This is a genomic window from Microbulbifer sp. CnH-101-G, assembly GCF_052466775.1.
On the sequence record NZ_CP174292.1, the window covers coordinates 462570 to 481446 of the forward strand.

Annotated in this window: 18 protein-coding genes; 9 read left to right on the plus strand and 9 right to left on the minus strand. The window is 53.2% G+C overall.

The annotated features are described in order from the left end of the window. Positions 1 to 23: 23 nt before the first annotated feature. From ACJJID_RS02215 to ACJJID_RS02230, 4 genes are all read right to left on the minus strand, one after another. On the minus strand, positions 24 to 2798 hold the full coding sequence (locus tag ACJJID_RS02215; RefSeq protein WP_444921299.1) for a valine--tRNA ligase: 2775 nt from the start codon (positions 2796 to 2798) through the stop codon (positions 24 to 26). Positions 2799 to 2945: 147 nt separating this feature from the next. Further along, on the minus strand, positions 2946 to 3827 hold the full coding sequence (locus ACJJID_RS02220; protein WP_444921300.1) for a hypothetical protein: 882 nt from the start codon (positions 3825 to 3827) through the stop codon (positions 2946 to 2948). A gap of 15 nt (positions 3828 to 3842) precedes the next feature. Next, complete coding sequence (locus tag ACJJID_RS02225) at positions 3843 to 4427, minus strand: DNA polymerase III subunit chi (RefSeq protein WP_444921301.1); 585 nt, start codon at positions 4425 to 4427, stop codon at positions 3843 to 3845. Further along, the gene (locus ACJJID_RS02230) at positions 4363 to 5829 is read right to left on the minus strand and encodes a leucyl aminopeptidase (protein WP_444921302.1); all 1467 of its coding nucleotides are present in this window, start codon (positions 5827 to 5829) and stop codon (positions 4363 to 4365) included. The genes ACJJID_RS02225 and ACJJID_RS02230 overlap by 65 nt, the downstream gene beginning before the upstream one ends. A 188-nt stretch (positions 5830 to 6017) precedes the next feature. Between ACJJID_RS02230 and lptF the strand changes: the two genes are divergently transcribed. Both lptF and lptG read left to right on the plus strand, forming a co-directional pair. Then, positions 6018 to 7148, plus strand: a complete 1131-nt coding sequence (gene lptF, locus ACJJID_RS02235; protein ID WP_152452067.1) for an LPS export ABC transporter permease LptF — start codon at positions 6018 to 6020, stop codon at positions 7146 to 7148. Next, a complete protein-coding gene (gene lptG, locus ACJJID_RS02240) occupies positions 7141 to 8202 on the plus strand; it encodes an LPS export ABC transporter permease LptG (protein ID WP_444921303.1) in 1062 nt (353 codons plus the stop codon). Before lptF ends, lptG begins: the two co-directional genes overlap by 8 nt. Before the next feature lie 5 nt (positions 8203 to 8207). Here the strand turns inward: lptG and ACJJID_RS02245 are convergent, their stop codons facing one another. From ACJJID_RS02245 to ACJJID_RS02255, 3 genes are all read right to left on the minus strand, one after another. Next, complete coding sequence (locus ACJJID_RS02245; RefSeq protein ID WP_152452071.1) at positions 8208 to 8705, minus strand: RDD family protein; 498 nt, start codon at positions 8703 to 8705, stop codon at positions 8208 to 8210. Between the two features lie 76 nt (positions 8706 to 8781). Continuing rightward, positions 8782 to 9204 carry a hypothetical protein gene (locus tag ACJJID_RS02250; RefSeq protein ID WP_444921304.1) on the minus strand — a complete coding sequence of 141 codons (423 nt, stop codon included), beginning with the start codon at positions 9202 to 9204 and terminating at the stop codon, positions 8782 to 8784. A gap of 508 nt (positions 9205 to 9712) precedes the next feature. Further along, entirely contained in the window at positions 9713 to 10408 is a 696-nt protein-coding gene (locus ACJJID_RS02255) for a class I SAM-dependent methyltransferase (protein WP_444921305.1), read from the minus strand. Between the two features lie 83 nt (positions 10409 to 10491). On the opposite strand from ACJJID_RS02255, the gene ACJJID_RS02260 reads away from it, so the two are divergent. The 4 genes from ACJJID_RS02260 to ACJJID_RS02275 all read left to right on the plus strand — a co-directional run bounded on the left by ACJJID_RS02260 (position 10492) and on the right by ACJJID_RS02275 (position 13879). Beyond that, positions 10492 to 12126 (plus strand): GMC family oxidoreductase, encoded by a 1635-nt coding sequence (locus ACJJID_RS02260; protein ID WP_444921306.1) that lies wholly within the window; start codon positions 10492 to 10494, stop codon positions 12124 to 12126. Then, positions 12123 to 12926: a putative RNA methyltransferase gene (locus ACJJID_RS02265; protein WP_444921307.1), complete on the plus strand. Its 804-nt coding sequence runs from the start codon at positions 12123 to 12125 to the stop codon at positions 12924 to 12926. Before ACJJID_RS02260 ends, ACJJID_RS02265 begins: the two co-directional genes overlap by 4 nt. Positions 12927 to 12999: 73 nt before the next feature. Beyond that, complete coding sequence (gene tadA / locus ACJJID_RS02270) at positions 13000 to 13455, plus strand: tRNA adenosine(34) deaminase TadA (protein WP_152452081.1); 456 nt, start codon at positions 13000 to 13002, stop codon at positions 13453 to 13455. After that, entirely contained in the window at positions 13442 to 13879 is a 438-nt protein-coding gene (locus ACJJID_RS02275; RefSeq protein ID WP_152452083.1) for a potassium channel family protein, read from the plus strand. The genes tadA and ACJJID_RS02275 overlap by 14 nt, the downstream gene beginning before the upstream one ends. A 12-nt stretch (positions 13880 to 13891) precedes the next feature. Here the strand turns inward: ACJJID_RS02275 and ACJJID_RS02280 are convergent, their stop codons facing one another. After that, positions 13892 to 14668 carry a glycosyltransferase family 25 protein gene (locus ACJJID_RS02280; protein ID WP_444921308.1) on the minus strand — a complete coding sequence of 259 codons (777 nt, stop codon included), beginning with the start codon at positions 14666 to 14668 and terminating at the stop codon, positions 13892 to 13894. Between the two features lie 682 nt (positions 14669 to 15350). Between ACJJID_RS02280 and ACJJID_RS02285 the strand changes: the two genes are divergently transcribed. Together ACJJID_RS02285 and ACJJID_RS02290 are read left to right on the plus strand one after the other, a co-directional pair. Beyond that, the gene (locus ACJJID_RS02285; protein WP_444921309.1) at positions 15351 to 16550 is read left to right on the plus strand and encodes a multidrug effflux MFS transporter; all 1200 of its coding nucleotides are present in this window, start codon (positions 15351 to 15353) and stop codon (positions 16548 to 16550) included. A 113-nt stretch (positions 16551 to 16663) separates the two neighbouring features. Further along, entirely contained in the window at positions 16664 to 17314 is a 651-nt protein-coding gene (locus tag ACJJID_RS02290) for an SGNH/GDSL hydrolase family protein (protein ID WP_444921310.1), read from the plus strand. Between the two features lie 77 nt (positions 17315 to 17391). On the opposite strand, the gene ACJJID_RS02295 is transcribed toward ACJJID_RS02290, so the two are convergent. Beyond that, a complete protein-coding gene (locus ACJJID_RS02295) occupies positions 17392 to 17895 on the minus strand; it encodes a lactoylglutathione lyase family protein (protein WP_444921311.1) in 504 nt (167 codons plus the stop codon). A gap of 94 nt (positions 17896 to 17989) precedes the next feature. Between ACJJID_RS02295 and ACJJID_RS02300 the strand changes: the two genes are divergently transcribed. Continuing rightward, on the plus strand, positions 17990 to 18859 hold the full coding sequence (locus tag ACJJID_RS02300) for a LysR family transcriptional regulator (RefSeq protein ID WP_444921312.1): 870 nt from the start codon (positions 17990 to 17992) through the stop codon (positions 18857 to 18859). Positions 18860 to 18877: the final 18 nt, after the last annotated feature.

An 18877-nucleotide genomic window follows, 5' to 3' on the forward strand; every position in this document is an offset into this window, starting at 1 on the left:
ACCGGAGCAGATTACCAGGACCATTAAAGGTTGCTGATTTCCTCAAGTTGCTGTTGCAGACGCTCGTGAGCACCTTTCATTTCTGCAAGCTTGTCCTTCTCCTTGGCAACAACGGCTTCGGGGGCTTTGTCTACAAACTTGGGATTGTTGAGTTTGCCTTCAACTCGTGCGAGTTCTTTGGAAAGTTTATCAATCTCTTTTTGTAGACGGGCGCTCTCGGCTTTAACGTCGATGAGGCCGGCCATGGGTACCAGCAATTCCATATCGCCTACCAGGGCAGTGGCGGAGGCTGGTGCAGCTTCTCCACTTTCCAGCCAGGTGATTTCTTCGAGGCTCGCCAGTTTGATCAGCAGGCTGCGGGCTTGCTCCAGCAGTTCTTTGTCACGGCTGGAACCGCCACGCAGGATCAGTGGGATTTTCTTCGCTGGGGAAATATTCATTTCACCGCGAATATTACGCACGCCTTCAATAACCTGCTTCAACCAGGCAACAGCTGCTTCCGCTTCTTCGTCTATCTTGCTGCTGTCGGCTTCCGGGTACTGCTGCAGCATAATGGTGTCACCGTTGGAACCGGCGAGGGTTTTTACGCGCTGCCAGATTTCTTCGGTGATAAATGGCATCAGCGGGTGAGCCAGACGCAAAATGGTTTCCAGTACGCGGATCAGGGTGCGGCGGGTGCCTTTCTTCACTGCGTTGGAGGCGTTGTCATCCCACAGTACCGGCTTGGACAATTCCAGGTACCAGCTGCAGTACTCGCTCCAGATAAAGTCGTACAGGGCCTGGGAGGCGAGGTCGAAGCGGTAGGTATCCATCGCTTCGCGTACGGTAATTTCGGTGCGCTGCAGTTGGGAAATAATCCAGCGGTCGGCGATAGTCAGCTCGAAGTCGCTGCTGTTGTCCTGGCCACAGTCCTGCCCTTCGCAGTTTTGCAGCACGTAGCGGGAGGCATTCCAGATCTTGTTACAGAAATTGCGGAAGCCTTCAATACGGCCCACATCAAACTTGATGTCACGGCCGGTGGATGCCAGTGAGTAGTAGGTGTAGCGCAGGGCATCGGTACCAAAGGCAGAGAAGCCTTCGGGGAAGTCCTTGCGGGTTTGCTTTTCAATTTTTTCGCGCAGGTGCGGCTGCATCAGGCCGCTGGTGCGCTTCGCGACCAGGCTCTCAAGGTCGATACCGTCGATCAGATCGATAGGGTCGATCACGTTGCCCTTGGATTTGGACATCTTCTGGCCGTGGTTATCGCGCACCAGGCCGTGCACGTACACAGTGTTAAACGGTACTTCCTTCTTGAAGTAAAGGGTCAGCATCATCATGCGTGCGACCCAGAAGAAAATAATATCGAAGCCGGTGACCAGTACGGAGCTGGGGTGGAAGGCTTTCAGTTCTTCGGTATCTTCTGGCCAGCCCAGGGTGCCGAAGGTCCACAGGCCGGAGGAGAACCAGGTGTCGAGTACGTCGTCGTCCTGGCGCAGGCTGATGTCGGCGCCCAGGTTGTGCTTCTCGCGCACTTCTTCTTCGCTGCGGCCAACGTAGACTTTGCCTTCGTTGTCGTACCAGGCGGGGATGCGGTGACCCCACCAAAGCTGGCGGGAAATACACCAGTCCTGGATATCGCGCATCCAGGAGAAATACATGTTTTCGTAGTTTTTCGGTACGAACTCAACGCGGCCATCTTCAACGGCGGCGATGGCCTCATCGGCCAGGGGCTGGGTTTTTACGTACCATTGATCGGTGAGCCAGGGCTCGATCACGGCGCCGGAGCGGTCGCCATGGGGCACCTTGAGGGTGTGAGGCTCTACTTTTTCCAGCAGGCCGAGGGCGTCCAGGTCGTCGACAATCTGGGTGCGCGCGGCAAAGCGCTCCATGCCCCGGTATTTTTCCGGCACTGCGTCGTTCAGGTGGGCGTCGGCATCGAGGATGTTAATCATCTCGAGGTTGTGGCGCTGGCCCATTTCGTAGTCGTTAAAGTCGTGGGCCGGGGTGATTTTTACACAGCCGGTGCCGAATTCACGATCGACGTATTCGTCGGCAATAATCGGAATTTCGCGATCCGCCAGGGGCAATTTGATGGTCTTGCCAATCAGGTGCTGGTAGCGCTCGTCTTCCGGGTGTACGGCTACGGCGGTATCGCCGAGCATGGTTTCCGGGCGGGTAGTGGCAACGACCAAGTGGCCGGAGCCGTCGGAGAGCGGGTAGCGGAAGTGCCACAGGTGCCCCTGCTTCTCTTCGTTTAATACTTCCAGGTCTGAGATCGCAGTGTGGAATTTCGGGTCCCAGTTCACCAGGCGCTTGCCGCGATAAATCAGGCCGTCTTCATAGAGTTTGATAAAGACTTCCTGCACCGCTTTGTAGAAGCCGTCGTCCATGGTGAAGCGTTCGCGGGACCAGTCGGGGCTGGCGCCCAGGCGGCGCAGCTGGCGGGTAATGGTGCCGCCGGACTCTTCCTTCCACTCCCAGACTTTCTCAATAAACTTGTCGCGGCCCAGGTCGTGGCGGGATACGCCTTCGGCGCCCAGCAGGCGCTCTACCACCATCTGGGTGGCGATACCGGCATGGTCGGTGCCCACTTGCCACAGGGTGTTGTCTCCCTGCATGCGGTGGTAGCGAATCAGGGCGTCCATGATGGACTCCTGGAAACCATGGCCCATATGCAGGCTGCCGGTGACGTTCGGCGGCGGGATCATAATGGAGTAGGGCTTGGCTTCTGTATCGCCGGAAGGCTTGAAGTAGCCGTTCTCCTCCCAGGTTTTGTACCACTGCTGTTCGATGGCGTTGGGCTGGTATGTTTTGTCCATGCGGGTGGGAAACCTTGTGTTAACTGACTGCGGGCGCAGCATTTTGGCTCAGGATAGTCTGGCGATTGCTCTGTCTGCGCGGAAAAGGCGGCAATTATACCGCCGGGGGTAGGGTGGGCAAAAGGCAGCTTTGGGGCTAAATCGCACTCAGTCCCAGATCTCTAGTTCGTCGACCACTTTTTCTATCTGGGCACGCAGCTGTTTTTCCAGTTGAGGAAGCTGTTGGGCTACCAATTCTTCAATCAGGTCGCTGCGCTGGCGCTCTTTCTCTGAGGGCTCCAATTTTTCTGAGGGGCCCTCCCGCTCAGCGATCGCCTGGGCCATTACCAGTGCCTGGGTGCGGGTACCCGCACTGGCGGTTTCGATCGCTTTGGGCTGGGGTTGGGCCGGCTCCGCAATTGCGGGGATACGTCCACCGGTCAACCGCGAGCGGATATGGGCGGGCAGGAACGGGTTTTCGGGGGCAGGGGCAAGACGCTCCTCTGAGGTTTCAGCGGCAACAGTGGTATCTGGCTCAGTGTGTCCACTGTCCGACTGGGTGTGATTGCCTGGCTGATCATCGCTCTCATCTAGGTGCTCTTCCATGAGGGGCTCTGCCATCGGGGCTTTTACCTGTGGCTCGGGGGTCTTACCTGGGAGGTTCTGTAGGGGGCGTAACAGGGCAAGATCTGATTCCGCCAGTTGCACTTTATGCTCTTCGGTAAGAGTTTCATCGACCGGGGAAAATAATATCGGCAGGTCTTCCTGCTCTAGGAGTTCCTCTTGCTCCAGAAGCTCCTCCTCTTTGGCGTCCACCACACTGTGGGGAGCCGGGAATTCCGGTTCGGCGGATAACAATGGAATATCTGCGGGGGGAGTGGCTTTTTGCATTTGCGGCTTGGCCGAGCCCGCTACCTGATTGAGCAGGGGAATTTCATCGAGATCGTCACTGTTAAGGAGGTCGTGCAGTGAGTTCAGCTCGTCGAGAAGCTCGCTGGACTGTTTGCGTGGTTGTCCGCGCTGCTTGTGCTTGTTCTTTCGACCGGACATGGTGGTTGCCAGTGATTACATGCTCTGGTTGATCTTGTGGGATTGTAACGGATATCCGCGGTCGCGGAAGTGACCAAATCGCGATCGTGAGCGCTGCAGGGCTGAAGTTTCCTGAACAACGATTTCGGCGAGTCGCTCGAAGCGACTGAACCAGTTGGGCACCTTACTGCACAGGTTGATCAGTAAGCCGTGGTGCGCCTGTGGATCTTCGCCGCAGTTGATTTCAATGGCCGCCTGTTCGCCATTCGCCTGGTTGGCATGGGGCAGGAAACTGTCCTCGCGAAAGGTCCACAGCAATTGATCGAGATGTTCGGCACGCGCTTGGTTGTCGACCGCAAGCAGAACCCGCAGGCCGTTGCGATAGGCCTTTTCCGCCAGGCGACAGGCGAAAATATCCGCTTGCTGGGGCTGGTCAGAGGAGAGAATGTAAAAGTCGATTCGGGTCATGCTGGCTTTTATTTGTACAGAGACGACAACGGCCCGCGAGGGGCCGTTTCGACAGCCGCTCGGGGCGGCTATTGTGCGCTTTTGGCAGTTATTTTCCCAGCAGGTATTCCACCAGAAGCGGTACTGGGCGGCCGGTGGCACCTTTGCAGGCACCGGATTTCCATGCGCTACCGGCGATATCCATGTGCGCCCAGGTGTACTCCTCGGCAAAGCGGGACAGGAAGCAGGCGGCGGTGACAGAGCCGGCATCGCGGCCGCCGATGTTCTGCATATCGGCAAAGTTGGAGTCCAGGGCGGGCTGGTATTCATCCCAGAGCGGCATCTGCCAGGCGCGGTCGCCACTGGTTTCGCCGGCCTTGAGTAAGTCCTGAGCGAGTTCTTCGTTATTGGCGTAGAGGCCGCTGGCGTGATGGCCGAGGGCGATAACGCAGGCACCAGTGAGGGTGGCGATATCAATTACTGCGCGGGGCTTGTACTTGCCGGCATAGGTGAGTGCGTCGCACAGTACCAGTCGGCCCTCGGCATCGGTGTTTAGAATTTCGATAGTCTTGCCAGACATAGAGGTGACGATATCACCGGGCTTGCTGGCGCGGCCGCTGGGCATATTTTCTGCGGCGGCAACCAGGCCGATCACATTGATGGATGGCTGCAGTTCGACCAGGGCATTCATCACACCGAATACGCTAGCGGCGCCGCCCATGTCGTACTTCATCTCATCCATGGCTTGGCCGGGCTTGATGCTGATACCGCCGCTGTCGAAGGTGATGCCTTTGCCCACCAGAACAATGGGCTTCTCACTGGTTTTACCGCCCTTGTAGTTCATGGCGATCAGGGCTGGGGGCTGGTCACTGCCCTTAGCTACGCTGAGTAGGGCGCCCATGCCAAGCGCCTGCATTTTTTTCTCGTCGAGTACAGTGGTGGTGAGTTTTGTATGTTTTTTGGCCAGTGCGCGAGCCTCTGACGCCAGATAGCTGGGGGTACAGATATTGCCGGGCAGGTCGCCCAATTTCCGCGCTACATTGCTACCCAGTGCCTGGCCGGCACCGATGTCCATCCCTTTCTGGATGGCTTTCAGCTGTTTGCGATCAATGGCATGCAGGGTGAATTTGGCCAGGGGGTAGGGTTTGGCGTCGGTGAGAAACTCGGTGAAACGGTAGCAGGCCAGTCCAGTGGCTAAGGCAACTTGCTGGGCCTGCCAGGTTTTGTCCGCACCTTTTACCTCTATCTCGCATAGGTAGCTGGTGGCGTCCTTGAACTTTTTCGCTACTGCGGCACTGGCGCTGGCCAGTTTGCGGAATTCCGCCTGGCTGATATCTCCCTTGCCGGTGCGCACCACCAGCACTCGCTCACTGGGGCCGTCCAGCAGATCGATTAACTGAGTGCTGCCAAGCTTTGCGCCCAGGTCGCCGCGCTTGAGAATTTTGCCGATGACTCCCCCTGTGAGTTGATCGAGGTTTTTTCCACTGGGGCTTAAGCCATTTTTGGCATCTACCGAAATAATGGAACAGGCTGCGCGCTGCTTGGAGATATCCGAGACCTTTGCGGAGAACTGCATTTTTCGCTTTCCTTAAAATCTGACAATAGATTGCATGGCTCTGAACCGAGACATAGCAAGAATTTTTAGTGATAATGCGTCGCACAAGTGTAACCTGCCCGTCTATGGATTGCTGTACCCGGTAGGAAACTTGTTCGATTGGAGTCCAATTTCATCACACCGCAGTCACCAAGGAATTCGTTCGCCCTGTGATTATTTTCCGCTATCTCTGCCGCGAGCTGCTGTTTGCCACGCTGGCAGTCAGCGCTGTTTTGCTATTAATGGTGATGAGTGGCCGATTTGTGAAATACCTTGCGGAAGCCGCCGCAGGGGACCTTTCGGCTAATATTCTTTTTTCCCTGATGGCCTACCGCCTGCCGGGATTCCTTGAATTGATATTGCCGTTGGGGTTGTTTGTCGGGATTCTTTTGGCCTATGGGCGTCTCTATGTAGAGAGTGAAATGACAGTGCTGCACGCCTGTGGTTTCAGCGAATGGCGCCTGCTGTTTTACACACTGGCACCGGCTATGGCAGTGGCCCTGTTTGTGGCTTCAATGAGTTTGTACCTGACACCCGCCGGTGCAGAGCGTTCCAACCTGATGCTCAATGCGGAAAAGTCCCGCAATGAATTTGATCACCTGATTCCGAAGAAATTTATTTCCACCAGCGGTGGCCAGGCGGTGTATTACGCCGAGGCCCTGAGTGAGGATAAGTCCACCATGCTGGGGGTGTTCCTCGCCGAATTGAGGGCCACAGAAGAAGAAACAGAAGCGAACCATCAGGTGGTTATTCGTGCCAAGGAGGGGGTCCAACAAATCGATCCCGAAACGGGGCTGCGCTACCTGGTACTGCGCGATGGCTATCGTTACGAGGGCGTGCCGGGACAGCGTGAATACCGGCAGATGTCGTTTTCCAGCTACGAGGTACTCATGGAACCACCACGGCTGCGCAGCCGTTGGCGCGACCAGATTGAGTCGGCCCCCACTACGCAGCTAATTGGCAGTGACAATCCCAGGGAGACGGCCTACCTCTACTGGCGCTTGAGTTTGCCGGTATTGGTGCTGGTGGTTGCGGTGCTGGCAGTACCGCTATCGCGAACTAATCCCCGCCAGGGACGCTTTATCAAGATGTTCCCCGCGATACTCTTATACCTCATTTACCTGGTGGTTCTGCAGGGGGTTCGCGGAGCTGTAGAGGATGGCAAGTTTGCCAACCCCGCGGTGATCTGGTTGGTACATCCCCCCTTCCTACTGATTGGGTTATTGCTTCTAGCGGCCAGGAATTGGCGCCCTAAACCCAAACCATTGCCGGAAGGTGTTAAGGAGTCGGCCGATGTATAAGTTGGATATGTATATTGGCCGCACCATTGCCCTAGCGGTTTTCGTGGTGCTACTGATCATTCTTGGCCTGGATATTATCTCCGCCATTATCGACCAGTTGGGAGACCTCAAGCACGATTACGGCTTTAGCCAGGCAATACAATATGTCCTGTGGAGATTGCCAGGGCGTATTTATGAGCAGTTGGGTTTCTCCGCGCTCGTTGGCTGTATGGTGGGGCTGGGGACACTGGCTGGTACCAGTGAACTGACGGTTATGCGCGCCGCCGGTGTATCTATAGGTCGTATCGCTTGGGCGGTGATGAAACCGATCATTCTGCTGATTTTTATCGGCTTGGCGCTGGCGGAATTTGTAATACCCAAGACCAATGTGATCGCAGAGAACAACAAGGCACGGGCCCTGGGTGAGCTTGAAGCGAGCGGTCTTGAAAGCGGTTTGTGGCTAAAAGATAGCGGCGAGTTTGTGCATTTTAATGCTGCCCTGCCGGATGGCGAACTCTATGGGGTAACCCGTTACCAGTTTGCGGATAACCGGGAGCTGAAGTGGGTGGAGTTCTCTGAGCGAGGGCAGTTCCAGGATGAGCAGTGGCTGCTTAAGAACAGCCGCAGCACACAGTTCCTGCAAGAGGACACGCAGAGTAAGGACCTGCCAACCAGTGTATGGAAAGCGGAGGTCTCGCCGGAGTTGTTTGCCCTCATCGTGCCGCTGCCCTCGGATCTTTCCCCACGCAATCTCTGGGATTACGGCACTTACTTGGATCGCAAAGGCGAAGATTCCGGCCGCTACTGGTTGGAGTTCTGGAAGAAAATACTGCAACCGCTGACCATCGCCAGCTTGGTTATGGTGGCAATTTCTTTCATCTTTGGCCCCCTGCGCGAGGTGACCACCGGGTTGAGAGTTTTTACCGGGATTATGGTGGGGATTATCTTCCAAACCGTGCAGGGAATTCTCGGCCCCTCTTCATTGGTATTTGGCTTCCCGCCGCTGTTGGCCGTACTGGTGCCCATCCTTCTGTGCTTTGGTGCGGGCTGGCTATTACTCAAGCGGGCCCGCTAGGTAGATTACTTTTTCTTTTCCCGCTTGGGCAGCAGGCGCACCTGAGACTCTGAAATCAGGTCATGCCAGCTGGCCTTGTCGGAGCGGGCCCAGGCGGAAAAGAAACCGAGACCCAGGCAGGCGATAGAGAGGGGGGCCACAATGGCGCGCAGGATACATTGGCGCCAGGTGAGCTGCACTCCGTCCGGGTTGGCTACGATCAGACGCCACGCACGCATGCCCACAGTTTGACCGGCGACCCGCCAGGACCAGAAAAAGTATCCGGCAATAACCGCTAGGGCGCCCAACTGATAAATCGGGCCGCCGACACAGGGGCTGTAGTCCATAGCTTGAGGTTGGCAGTTCAGCCCACCGAATACTGAAGCTACTGGAAGCGCAATAAAGCCGTACACCATCATCAATCCCATCAGGATCAGCAAGTCGTACATCAGGGCTGCCAAGCGTCGGCCGACGCTGGCGATTGGAAGTTCGGGAAATGAGGAAGGGGTACTTGAGCTGCTCACGGCTATCTCCGCCAAAATCGATTGGCGGAGATTCTAACAAAACTAGGGGAGGGCAAGGGCAAGTCGTCTGCCAGGTTTAAAATTCGTACTCGAAAGAGATCTTGAATTTGTCGTCAGAAAGGTTGATGCCATAATCTACCGAGTTGCCTATCTTTCCCCGGTTGGTGGTGTAACGCAGAATACTTTTCTGCACCGTGCGCTTGTTGCGCTGTTTGTAGGTATCCAGTCCGATCTTAAAGATTTTGAATAGTGCCTTACCGCCAGTGGTTGGTCGGAATTCACTGGGATTGGTATGCATTTGCAGCCATTGGTAGTTGAGGCGTCGCTGGGTGCTATTCATGGAGTTGTTGCGGAGATAATCCGCAGCCTGGAGTAGCGCGGCATTGTCCATGGCGAAGGCGCTGTCAGAGAAAAACAAATTTTCCGATTGAATATTTAGGGTTTGTTGAGAATCGGGGATAAAAAGTTCGTCGGCAGAGCAGATACAACAGGTGGGCAATAGAAATATTCCAACTGCCTTGGGTAAGGATTTGCCCGGTCTGATTCTGAAACTGCAGAGTGCCATTTTTTCTACCCCAGAGTGTTGCATCTCATTTCGGAAGGCCGCAAACGGTCGTTGAATTTATTATGGGATATTCACCTCAAAGCGTTTTCCCATGGAAATTAGGCGGCTTCTGCTACTTCACTTACTGGACAGTCTCAAATTGACGGAAACTTCCCTGAAAGCCGCATGGATTGGACCCTTTTCCATTTTTGTCCAAGCAGTCGTGGGTGTGAGTAGGAGAGCGCCAATGTTTTTTTATTATTGTTTTGATATTGATACGCCACAGCTGATGAAAAATTGATCTTGCCTGGAGGGCTGTATTTTACCGGACTAAATAAGGGGCTTGATGACACGCGTGAAATGTTGTCGCTGAAAGCGTCTATGCTGATAATCTGGCACTGAAAAGCGGGTGCCCCTATCCTTCCCTGCGGGTGCCTCTATCCCTCTCTTAGGGATGACGAAACTAGGGTTGGAAACGAAACTGCCCAGCTAGGATTAGCGAGGCCGGCTTGCCGCTGGTGGGATTAATCGGTTCACGCAGGGTGGTGAGCTCTAACCCATGTTCAATGAACAAGTGAACCCAGCTGGATACCGTGCGGAAATACCAGGGGGCCGCCTCCTGAAAATCACCCTCTATGCCCTCCCAGGAACCTGGGCGCCAGCCATCCTGGTAATTTTCATCCCCACAAGAGAGTAGGGGGTGCAGAGTTTGCACCAGCAGATATCCCTGTGGATTGAGAAGGGAGCAAGCATTTCTGAAAACGGCGTTGGTTGATCTCTCTCCAATCAGCGAAAAGTTGCACACTATTAAATCGAATTTACTCTCGAACGCCTGCGGCCCCAGCGCTTCATAGCTGAGAGTGCGGAAGTGCTGCCGTTCTTGCCCCCGACGCTGGGCCTCACAAACTAAGTCGGCTACGCCGTCGATACCCCAGACCTCTATGCCCTCTGCTGACAAGCGGCGGGCGAGCCATCCCTCTCCACAGCCAATATCCAGTACGCTGGCGGGATTATGCGCCAGGGTAGCCTCAACAATTGCCCGGTCGGTAATCAGCTTGCGACTGGGTATTGCCGCTCGATCTATCACCCTGACCCACTCATCGGCATTGTTGTGCCAGCTGCGTAGGACTTTATTGTCGCTGAATTCGCAATCCCTCATCTTTGCACTCCCTCATCCCTGTAATTTTGTTGGGGTTGAGTGTACCGTCGAGGGAAATCCAGCTGCAAAGGTGCTGAGGTCCCATGTCCACTCATATGGTGTTTGATTATGTGATCGTAGGTGCCGGCTCTGCCGGCTGTGTATTGGCCAACCGGCTGAGTGCTGATGAGCAGCATCGGGTTTGCCTGCTCGAGGCAGGGCCCCCGGATCGTAGTCCGTTGATATCCATGCCCCTGGGTATCGGGATGTTGCTGTCAGGCACTGACTATAACCTCCACCATTACACTGAACCACAGAAAGGCCTGAACAAACGCCGATTGTTTTGGCCGAGAGGCCGTACCCTCGGAGGCAGCAGCGCGATTAATGCGATGGTTTATATCCGTGGTCAAGGTGAAGACTATGATGCCTGGGAAAACGCAGGTAATACAGGCTGGGGATGGCGGGATATTTTGCCTTACTTTCTTCTGTCGGAGGGCAATGAGCGTGGCAGTGATGCCCAGCATAGTGGCTATGGTCCTCTCACTGTAAGTGATCTGAAGTGGAAAACTGAGTCTGGGCAAGCTTTCCTGCGCGCAGCTCAGTCTGCTGGGCACAGGGCAAACAATGATTTTAATGGCAGCCAACAGAGTGGAGTGGGCTTTTACCAAGTAACACAGCGCAGAGGTCGGCGCTGCTCTGCTGCTGCAGCCTATTTGCATCCGATAAAAAAGCGCCCCAATTTACGTGTGCTCACGCGTAGCCCTGTCGCCCGGTTGATATTGAGAGGTGACAGGGCTGTGGGTGTGGAACTGCTCAGTGGCAAAAAAATATTGGCCAATAAAGAGGTATTACTCTGCGCAGGCGCAATACAGACCCCGCACTTACTATTGCTCTCAGGCATTGGCCCACAAGAGGAGCTGCGTAAGTTTGATATTCTTCCGCAGAACCACCTGCCTGGGGTGGGTAAAAACCTCCAGGACCACCTCGATATCTCTCAGGTGGTGGAGACCTCAGATCCAGTCACTTTTTCGAATGACTTGTGGGCGAGAGTGAAGCATGCCGTGCGTACGCCAGAATGGTTCTTCCTGAATCGGGGCCCACTGACCAGTAATGTTGCCGAAGCGGGTGGATTTGCGAGTTCAACCTTGGCCAACGGCCGCCCAGACATACAATTCCACTTCACGGCAGTGCCATCCTTTGATCACGGTTTCAATAAACAGCCGGGGTATGGTTACACCTTGCATGCCTGTGCATTGCGCCCCAAAAGCCGTGGTGAAATAACTCTCAATACAGAGGATCCCAAAGCTTTGCCGAGTATCCAGCCCAATTATCTCAGTGAGCCTGAAGATATGCAGGTGATGCTGGAGTCATTCGAAATGGCTCGGGACATCATCCACCAGGAAGATTTGCAACGCTACCAGAAGCGCCTCTGGCTGCCGGAACAGAAGCTCAGTAGCAAGGCTTCTATCAAACACTATATTCGTCAGCATGCTGAGACAATCTATCACCCGGTGGGCACTTGTAAGATGGGCAATGATGATCTTGCTGTAGTCGATGCGGAGTTAAAAGTACATGGAGTGGATGGACTGAGGGTTGTGGACGCCTCCATAATGCCGGCCCTGATCAGCGGCAATACTAATGCGCCGGTGATTGCTATTGCGGAGAAGGCGGCGGATCTGATTTTGCAGCGCACTTCTCCATCGATGATGAAGAATACACAAGCTCAGGAAGTTGAATGATCTGGCAATGTCCTCTCTGCGCAAAGCCATTGACGTTAGGTAAAGATACCTGGCACTGCAGTAACCGGCACACATTTGATCGCGCGCGGGAGGGTTACGTTAATTTGTTACCCGTCTATCGCAAGCGGCGCAAAGATCCGGGCGATTCCACAGAGATGCTGCATGCGCGGCGTCGTTTTCTCAAGGCGGGCTATTACCGCCCATTGGTGGATGCGATTACCGCGTTGTTACCCTACCAATCTGGGCGCCGGCTTTTGGATATTGGCTGCGGGGAGGGCTACTATTTACGCCAGTTGGAGTCTGCCGGGTGGCACGGCCATGCGTTGGCTGGGGTGGATATCTCAAAGTCCGGTGTGCGCATGGCGGCCAAAGCGGATAGCGGTGCTCAGTTTGTTGTATCCAGTAATGCCAACCTGCCGGTAGCCTCGAATAGCGTGGATCACCTTTTACGCATTTTCGCGCCGGCACCAGATGCTGAGATGCTGCGGGTAATAAAAGAGGGGGGGCACTTGCTGGATGTCTCACCCGGCCCGGATCACCTCTGGACTTTAAAAGGACACCTCTACCGGGAGCCGCGTAAACATCCAGCGCCAAAACTGGTTGAGGGTTTGTACCCCGAGGTCGATATGCGCTGCTGCTTTCCTTTTGAGTTGCGTGGGCATGAAGCGATTGCGGATTTCCTTGCGATGACGCCCTTTGCCTGGAAGGGGAATAGAGAGGCACGTGCGGAGTTAGAGCGGCAGGAGAGCCTGGTGCTTGAAGCGGATTTCATCCTACGCCGCTTTATCAAGAGAAAGTAATCCGGTAAAGATGATAAAACTGTATTTTGTGTGTGAGCTGGCACTCGGTGTAGTAGAGGTCTAAGAAAGAATTATGGCGACACCCAAAGACTATGCATTTATGCGTAGAGCCCTGGAATTAGCAGAACTCGCCGCAGAACGTGGAGAAGTGCCGGTTGGGGCCGTACTGGTGCGGGAAGGCAAGATCATTGGCGAAGGGAGTAACCGCCCTATTGGCAACTGCGATCCCAGTGCTCACGCAGAAATTGTCGCATTGCGTCGCGCGGCGGAGGCAGAGCAAAACTACCGCCTGCCCAATACGACGCTCTACGTCACAATCGAGCCCTGCACCATGTGTTTTGGAACCTTGATGCATGCCCGTATCAGTCGCCTGGTTTTTGGTGCCCAAGAGCCTCGTGCGGGTGTGGTTGAAAGTCAGCTGAAGTTGGCAGAGGCCGGCTTTTTTAATCATAAAATCTCTGTGGAGTCTGGGGTGATGGCTGAAGAGGCGGGGAGACTGGTTCGCGAGTTTTTCCATGATCGACGCTGAAATGGCTTTCGCATTTGCGGTGAACTCCATAATCGTTGCGATTGTGGTGTTGATTCATCACGAAGTGCTCAACGCTCTGGTGCACCTCGGGCGCTGGCTACCGGTACGGCACAACTTTGCCATAGTGCTGGGGGTGTTTGGTGCCCTTTTGGCCCATGTGGCAGAAATCTGGCTCTTCGCCTATGGCTATTACTTTATGGTGAACTCGCCTTACTTCGGCACCCTGGAAGGGAATTTCAATGGTAGTTTGCTCGACTGCGCCTACTTCTCATTTACCACCTACACCTCACTGGGCTTTGGTGATATTGAGCCCTTGGGGCATTTACGCTTCACCGCCGGCCTTGAGGCCCTGACGGGGCTGGTAATGATTACCTGGACTGCCTCGTTTATGTTCCTGAAAATGCAGCGCTATTGGGATATTTAGCGACTAGTATATTTAAAGCTTTATTCGGGCTGTGCGCCCAAGGCGCTGCTTTGGTTTCTCTGCGGGATAAAACTGTTTTTTATAGCGGTATAAGTAGATATGGCGCTCAATGCTGCGCCATAGTTTGCCAAAGGGGTGCAGCCAGTAAAGCCATTGGGAAACTTTGGCTTTGTGAACGTTGGATTTTTCGATGCTGGAAGTGTGCTCGGTTTCCCACAGTAGATGGGGTTCGACACCATAAAGTTTCAGGTCAAATTGCCAGAAATGGTCAAAGACTTTATCGATAGGTTCGAAAATCCGATTGGCATAACCCAGGATTTTTTCCATCCCTCTGCGATTGATCAGATAACCCTGGGCACCGCACCAGCCCCGCTCCGGTCGAACTAGCTTGTGCACACCGTCATTTAGGCACCGGATGATCTTGCGCTTTCTCACTTTTAAGCCCATTAAGCGGACCATCTCTACTTCCGGGGGCAAGCGCTCCAACTCGGCCAATACTCTGCCAAAGTCGTCTTCCAGCAGCACGTCGTCTTCCAGTATGCAGACTCGTTGTAAGCCAGCCTGATAGGCTTGGCGAACAGCACGGAGGTGAGCTAGGTAGCAGCCGATTTCAGAATTCTTTAATTCACACAAGTGGCGCCAGCGCGTGATGCTATTACAAATGACTTCATCGGCCTCAAGCTTGGGGACACCGCTGCGGCCATCGACGCCAGCGATTTGACTGGCACGCAGACGTTGGGACTTGAGTGCGCTTAATAGTTGATTTACTGGCTCCCCCTCTGGATACATTGTGATCACCCAACAGGGGGTGTGGGCAATAAAAAGAGGGATCTTTTGTGGCCGGCGGTTGAGCGTAGGCCGGCTGCGTAGTGGGAGTCGGGGGGCTAATCGGCGGCGGGAGCGAAGCGGCAAGCGTTCTACGCTTGCTGAGGCTAATGTCCAGCTAGGTCCCAAATGACTTCTTCGGCGTTTTTCTAGTGCCACTACTTGTAGATGGCCTGTAACCGGTTTGAGCTCTTGCTCTTGTTAGGAGCTAGTGGTTTGGAAGCTGAGATACAGTACCTACACATGTTTCTATCTCATTAAGCCAATCATGGTTGCACGCAAATAGGCTGATCGAGTGGGCCTATCAATAGAGCGCCCCAGGGTATTGGTCACAGAGCTGCCATCGAAATATGCCCGGTTTTCCACTGTTTAAGCGTTATCTTCCTCTAGCATTGCCACAGGAAGCGTTACACCACTAAATCTTAATGTCTGACTTCAAGGTCAACACGGCCTACGGATACCTGAGTGGTTTTTGAGTGTATAAAGCTGTGTTCGCATCTAACACCTAGAGAGAGGTATTCTTTACGCTTAGTGGATCAGTTTTGAAAGGGTCAGCGGAAATTATCCCTGTCAAAGTAAAAATATTTACTCATCGCTCTTTCCCAGATGTTCCTAAATTTCCTGAGCCTGATATTTGGAAGCTTTTATGAAGTTGGATTTTATTAAGATGGCGCTCATTCTGGGTTTATTGAGCTGTGTGGGGCCCATTGCCATCGATATGTATCTACCGGCGCTGCCGGACATTGCTCAGGATTTGGGCGCCCCTGTGGAGGCTGCACAGTACACGCTGATGTCCTATTTTATTGCTTTCGGGGTGTGTCAGCTATTTTATGGTCCAGCGTCGGATATGTTTGGCCGAAAGCCGCCGCTGTATTTTGGTTTGACTCTTTTCACTCTGGCTTCTGTTGGCTGTGCCTTGGCCCCCACAATAGAGGCACTGATTGTCCTGCGGTTCTTACAAGGGGTAGGCGCCGCTTCTGTGATGTCGATTCCCAGGGCAGTGATTCGGGATTATTACACTGGTACTCAGGCCACACGACTAATGACCACAGTGATGTTGGTGATCTCCATATCACCGATGCTCGCTCCGTTGATCGGAAGCACTTTGATAGTCCCCTTTGGTTGGCGCAGTGTGTTTTTACTGATTGCCTTGCTGACCCTTGCCAGCTTATTCCTGGCGGTAACCAGCTTGCCGGAGACACTGCATAGTCAGCACCGTGTGCCATTTCGATTTAATGCCATGCTCGGGGCTTTTTCCACGCTGTTGCGCGATCCAGTGTATGTAGGCCTGACTTGTATTGGCGGCTTGGGTATCGCCAGCTTTTTCTCTTTCCTGGCTACAGCCTCTTTTCTATACACTGATTTTTACGGATTGACGCCAACAGAATTCAGCCTGGCCTTCGCCTTAAATGCGCTGGGTTTCTTTACCTCTAGTCAGTTCGCAGCAAACCTCGGCGCGCGTTTTGGTTCTGTAGCTGTGGTGAAGTGGGCTACCGCAGGGTTTGCTATCGGCTCCTTGACGATGTGCATGGTGGTTTTTTCAGGTTTCGATCAATTTTGGTTGCTGGTGGCTATGTTGTTGACCTGCAATATATTCCTGGGGCTGGTGATTCCCACCTCTATGGTTTTATCTCTGGAAGAGCATGGGCCCATTGCTGGCACTGCTGCTGCTCTGGGAGGTGCGATGCAAATGTTACTTGGGGCATTGGCTATTGTTGTAACCAGCCTGGTTTTCGATGGTACCCCTCTGCCGCTGACAGCAGCGATTGCCGCTTGTGGTGCCGGCGCCTTGATCATCTCCCGCTTGACCTTAAGGGGAATAGCCCACTTGGCGGTGCCATACTAAAGCTTGGATTTGGTGAGGACTGGAATTTAGCCTGGGGTTAATGCGTTCGCCCATAATGTCCAGGGCTCACTGTGGAGGCTGGTTCCCGTAATATAAAGAAGGACGTCGGCAAGATGGATAATATTCTGGTTTATTCCGATAGTGTCTCTTGGGGCATCATTCCAGATACTCGCCAGCGGATGACTTTTGCCCAGCGTTGGCCTGGTGTTTTGGAGTTTCACCTGAATGAAAACCACCATAATGTGCGGGTGATTGAAAATTGTTTGAATGGGCGTAAAACGGTTTGGGATGACCCATTTAGAGAGGGCAGGCGGGGTGTCGATGGATTGGCCCAGGTCATTGAAATGCACTCTCCATTACAGTGTGTCATCTTGATGTTGGGTACTAATGATTTTCAGGATACTCACGATAATAAGGCCTCTATGTCCGCCCAGGGCGTGGCCAAACTGGTCTCAGTAATCCGGAATGCGCCAATTGAGGCTGATATGCCAGTGCCTAAGATTCTTATTATTGCCCCTGTAACGATTATTAATCCCTGCGGGATTATTGGTTATAAATTTACGGGCGCTGAAAAACGTTGCGCCGGATACGCCAAGGAATTAGAAAAAGTTTCCCATGATTTGGAAACTCTATTCTTGGATGCAAATAAATGGGTGAAAGTCAGTGAGCGGGATGGTATTCACCTGGATGAGGATCAGCACTTGTTACTGGGCAAGGTGGTTGCCGATTTTCTATCGGAAAACAAAGTATTGCATTCGCCTTAATAACTGTTTGGGTAAGTAACTGATCCAATAGCTGATACTATTGGCACCGGAAGTACCGGTGCCTGTCCTCGCCAGGATCAGCTGTAGGCGCCGCTGCTATAAACCAGCTCATAGCTGTGGCTGTAAATCTCCAGAATATTGCCAAACGGATCTTCCATATAGATCATGCGATAGGGTTTTTCCCCGGGGTAGTAATAACGCGGCTTGGGCATACGCTTTCTACCCCCTGCGGCAACAATACGCTCGGCCAGCTCTTCCAGATTGGGGTCCTGTACACAGAAATGGAATACTCCGGTTTTCCAGTACTCAAAATTATTCTCTGGGTTTTCCTGCTTGGGAAATTGGAATAATTCAATGCCTATACGATCGCCGGTAGATATATGGGCGATACGAAAGCTGCCCCATCCCTCGCCAAAAACGTCAGTACACATATCACCAATGGCGCTGTGATCTTCACTGATTTCCGTTGGTGGCATAATCAGGTACCAGCCCATAACCTCTGTGTAGAACTTAACAGCAGCTTCCAGGTCTGGCACAGAAATACCGATATGAGAAAAGTTTCTCGGGTAAACATTCTTCATTAGTCGCTCTCCAAAAATTACTTTCGGTATAAGTTACTGTGCCTGGATCATTACGTATAATTATGATTTGTGATTTTTTTGAGTATTTTTTGTAATGATTAATCCCGTGTGGCTGCGTAGTTTCTGTACTTTAGTGGAGCTGGGTAGCTTTACCAAAACGGCGAAGCACCTGCATATGACCCAATCTGGCGCTAGTCAACACTTACGCCGCCTAGAAGACTTTCTTGGCTTGGCGCTGATCCACCGGCAGGGGAAACAATTCACCCTGACCGAGGCAGGCGAAAAGCTATACCTAGAGGCTCAAGATATCGTCGAATCCCTCACCACGCTTGGCCAACGACTTGGCGAAGATCCAGCTTATGAGGGACAAGTGAGTGTTCAATCCCCAGGTAGCGTGGGTCTAAAGCTCTATCCAAAATTGCTGGACCTGCAAAGAGAACACCCGAAACTGACCATAGACTATCGTTTTGCTCCTAATCATGCAGTGGAAGAATCCATACTTGGTTACAAGGCAGACATTGGGTTTGTGACTAGTCCATCAACAATGACGGAAATAGCGAGTCACCCACTAGGTAGTGAAGAATTACTGCTTGTGACCCCAGCGTCAGTCAAGAAGTTGAGTTGGAGGGTATTGCTAGAGTTGGGATATATCGGTCACCCAGATGGTGCTCATCAAGCGGGCTTATTACTGGGGGCAAATTTCTCAGAATTCCAGCATGTAGATATGTTTAAACTCAAGGGATTTTGCAACCAAATTGGCCTGATCCTGGAGCCGGTCAGTATGGGCTTGGGTTTTACGGTATTACCCGCTCATGCAGTCAATGCCTTTCATAATTTTACGCAAGTTAAGCCCCATCGCTTGGCGAACTCTATCACTGAGACTTTATTTTTAATTACACGTCGCCACAAGGCGTTACCGGCGCGGGTAAAAACTGTGGTTGCTTTAGCTAGGGAGTGGCTTTAAACCTTTAGAATACTTCGG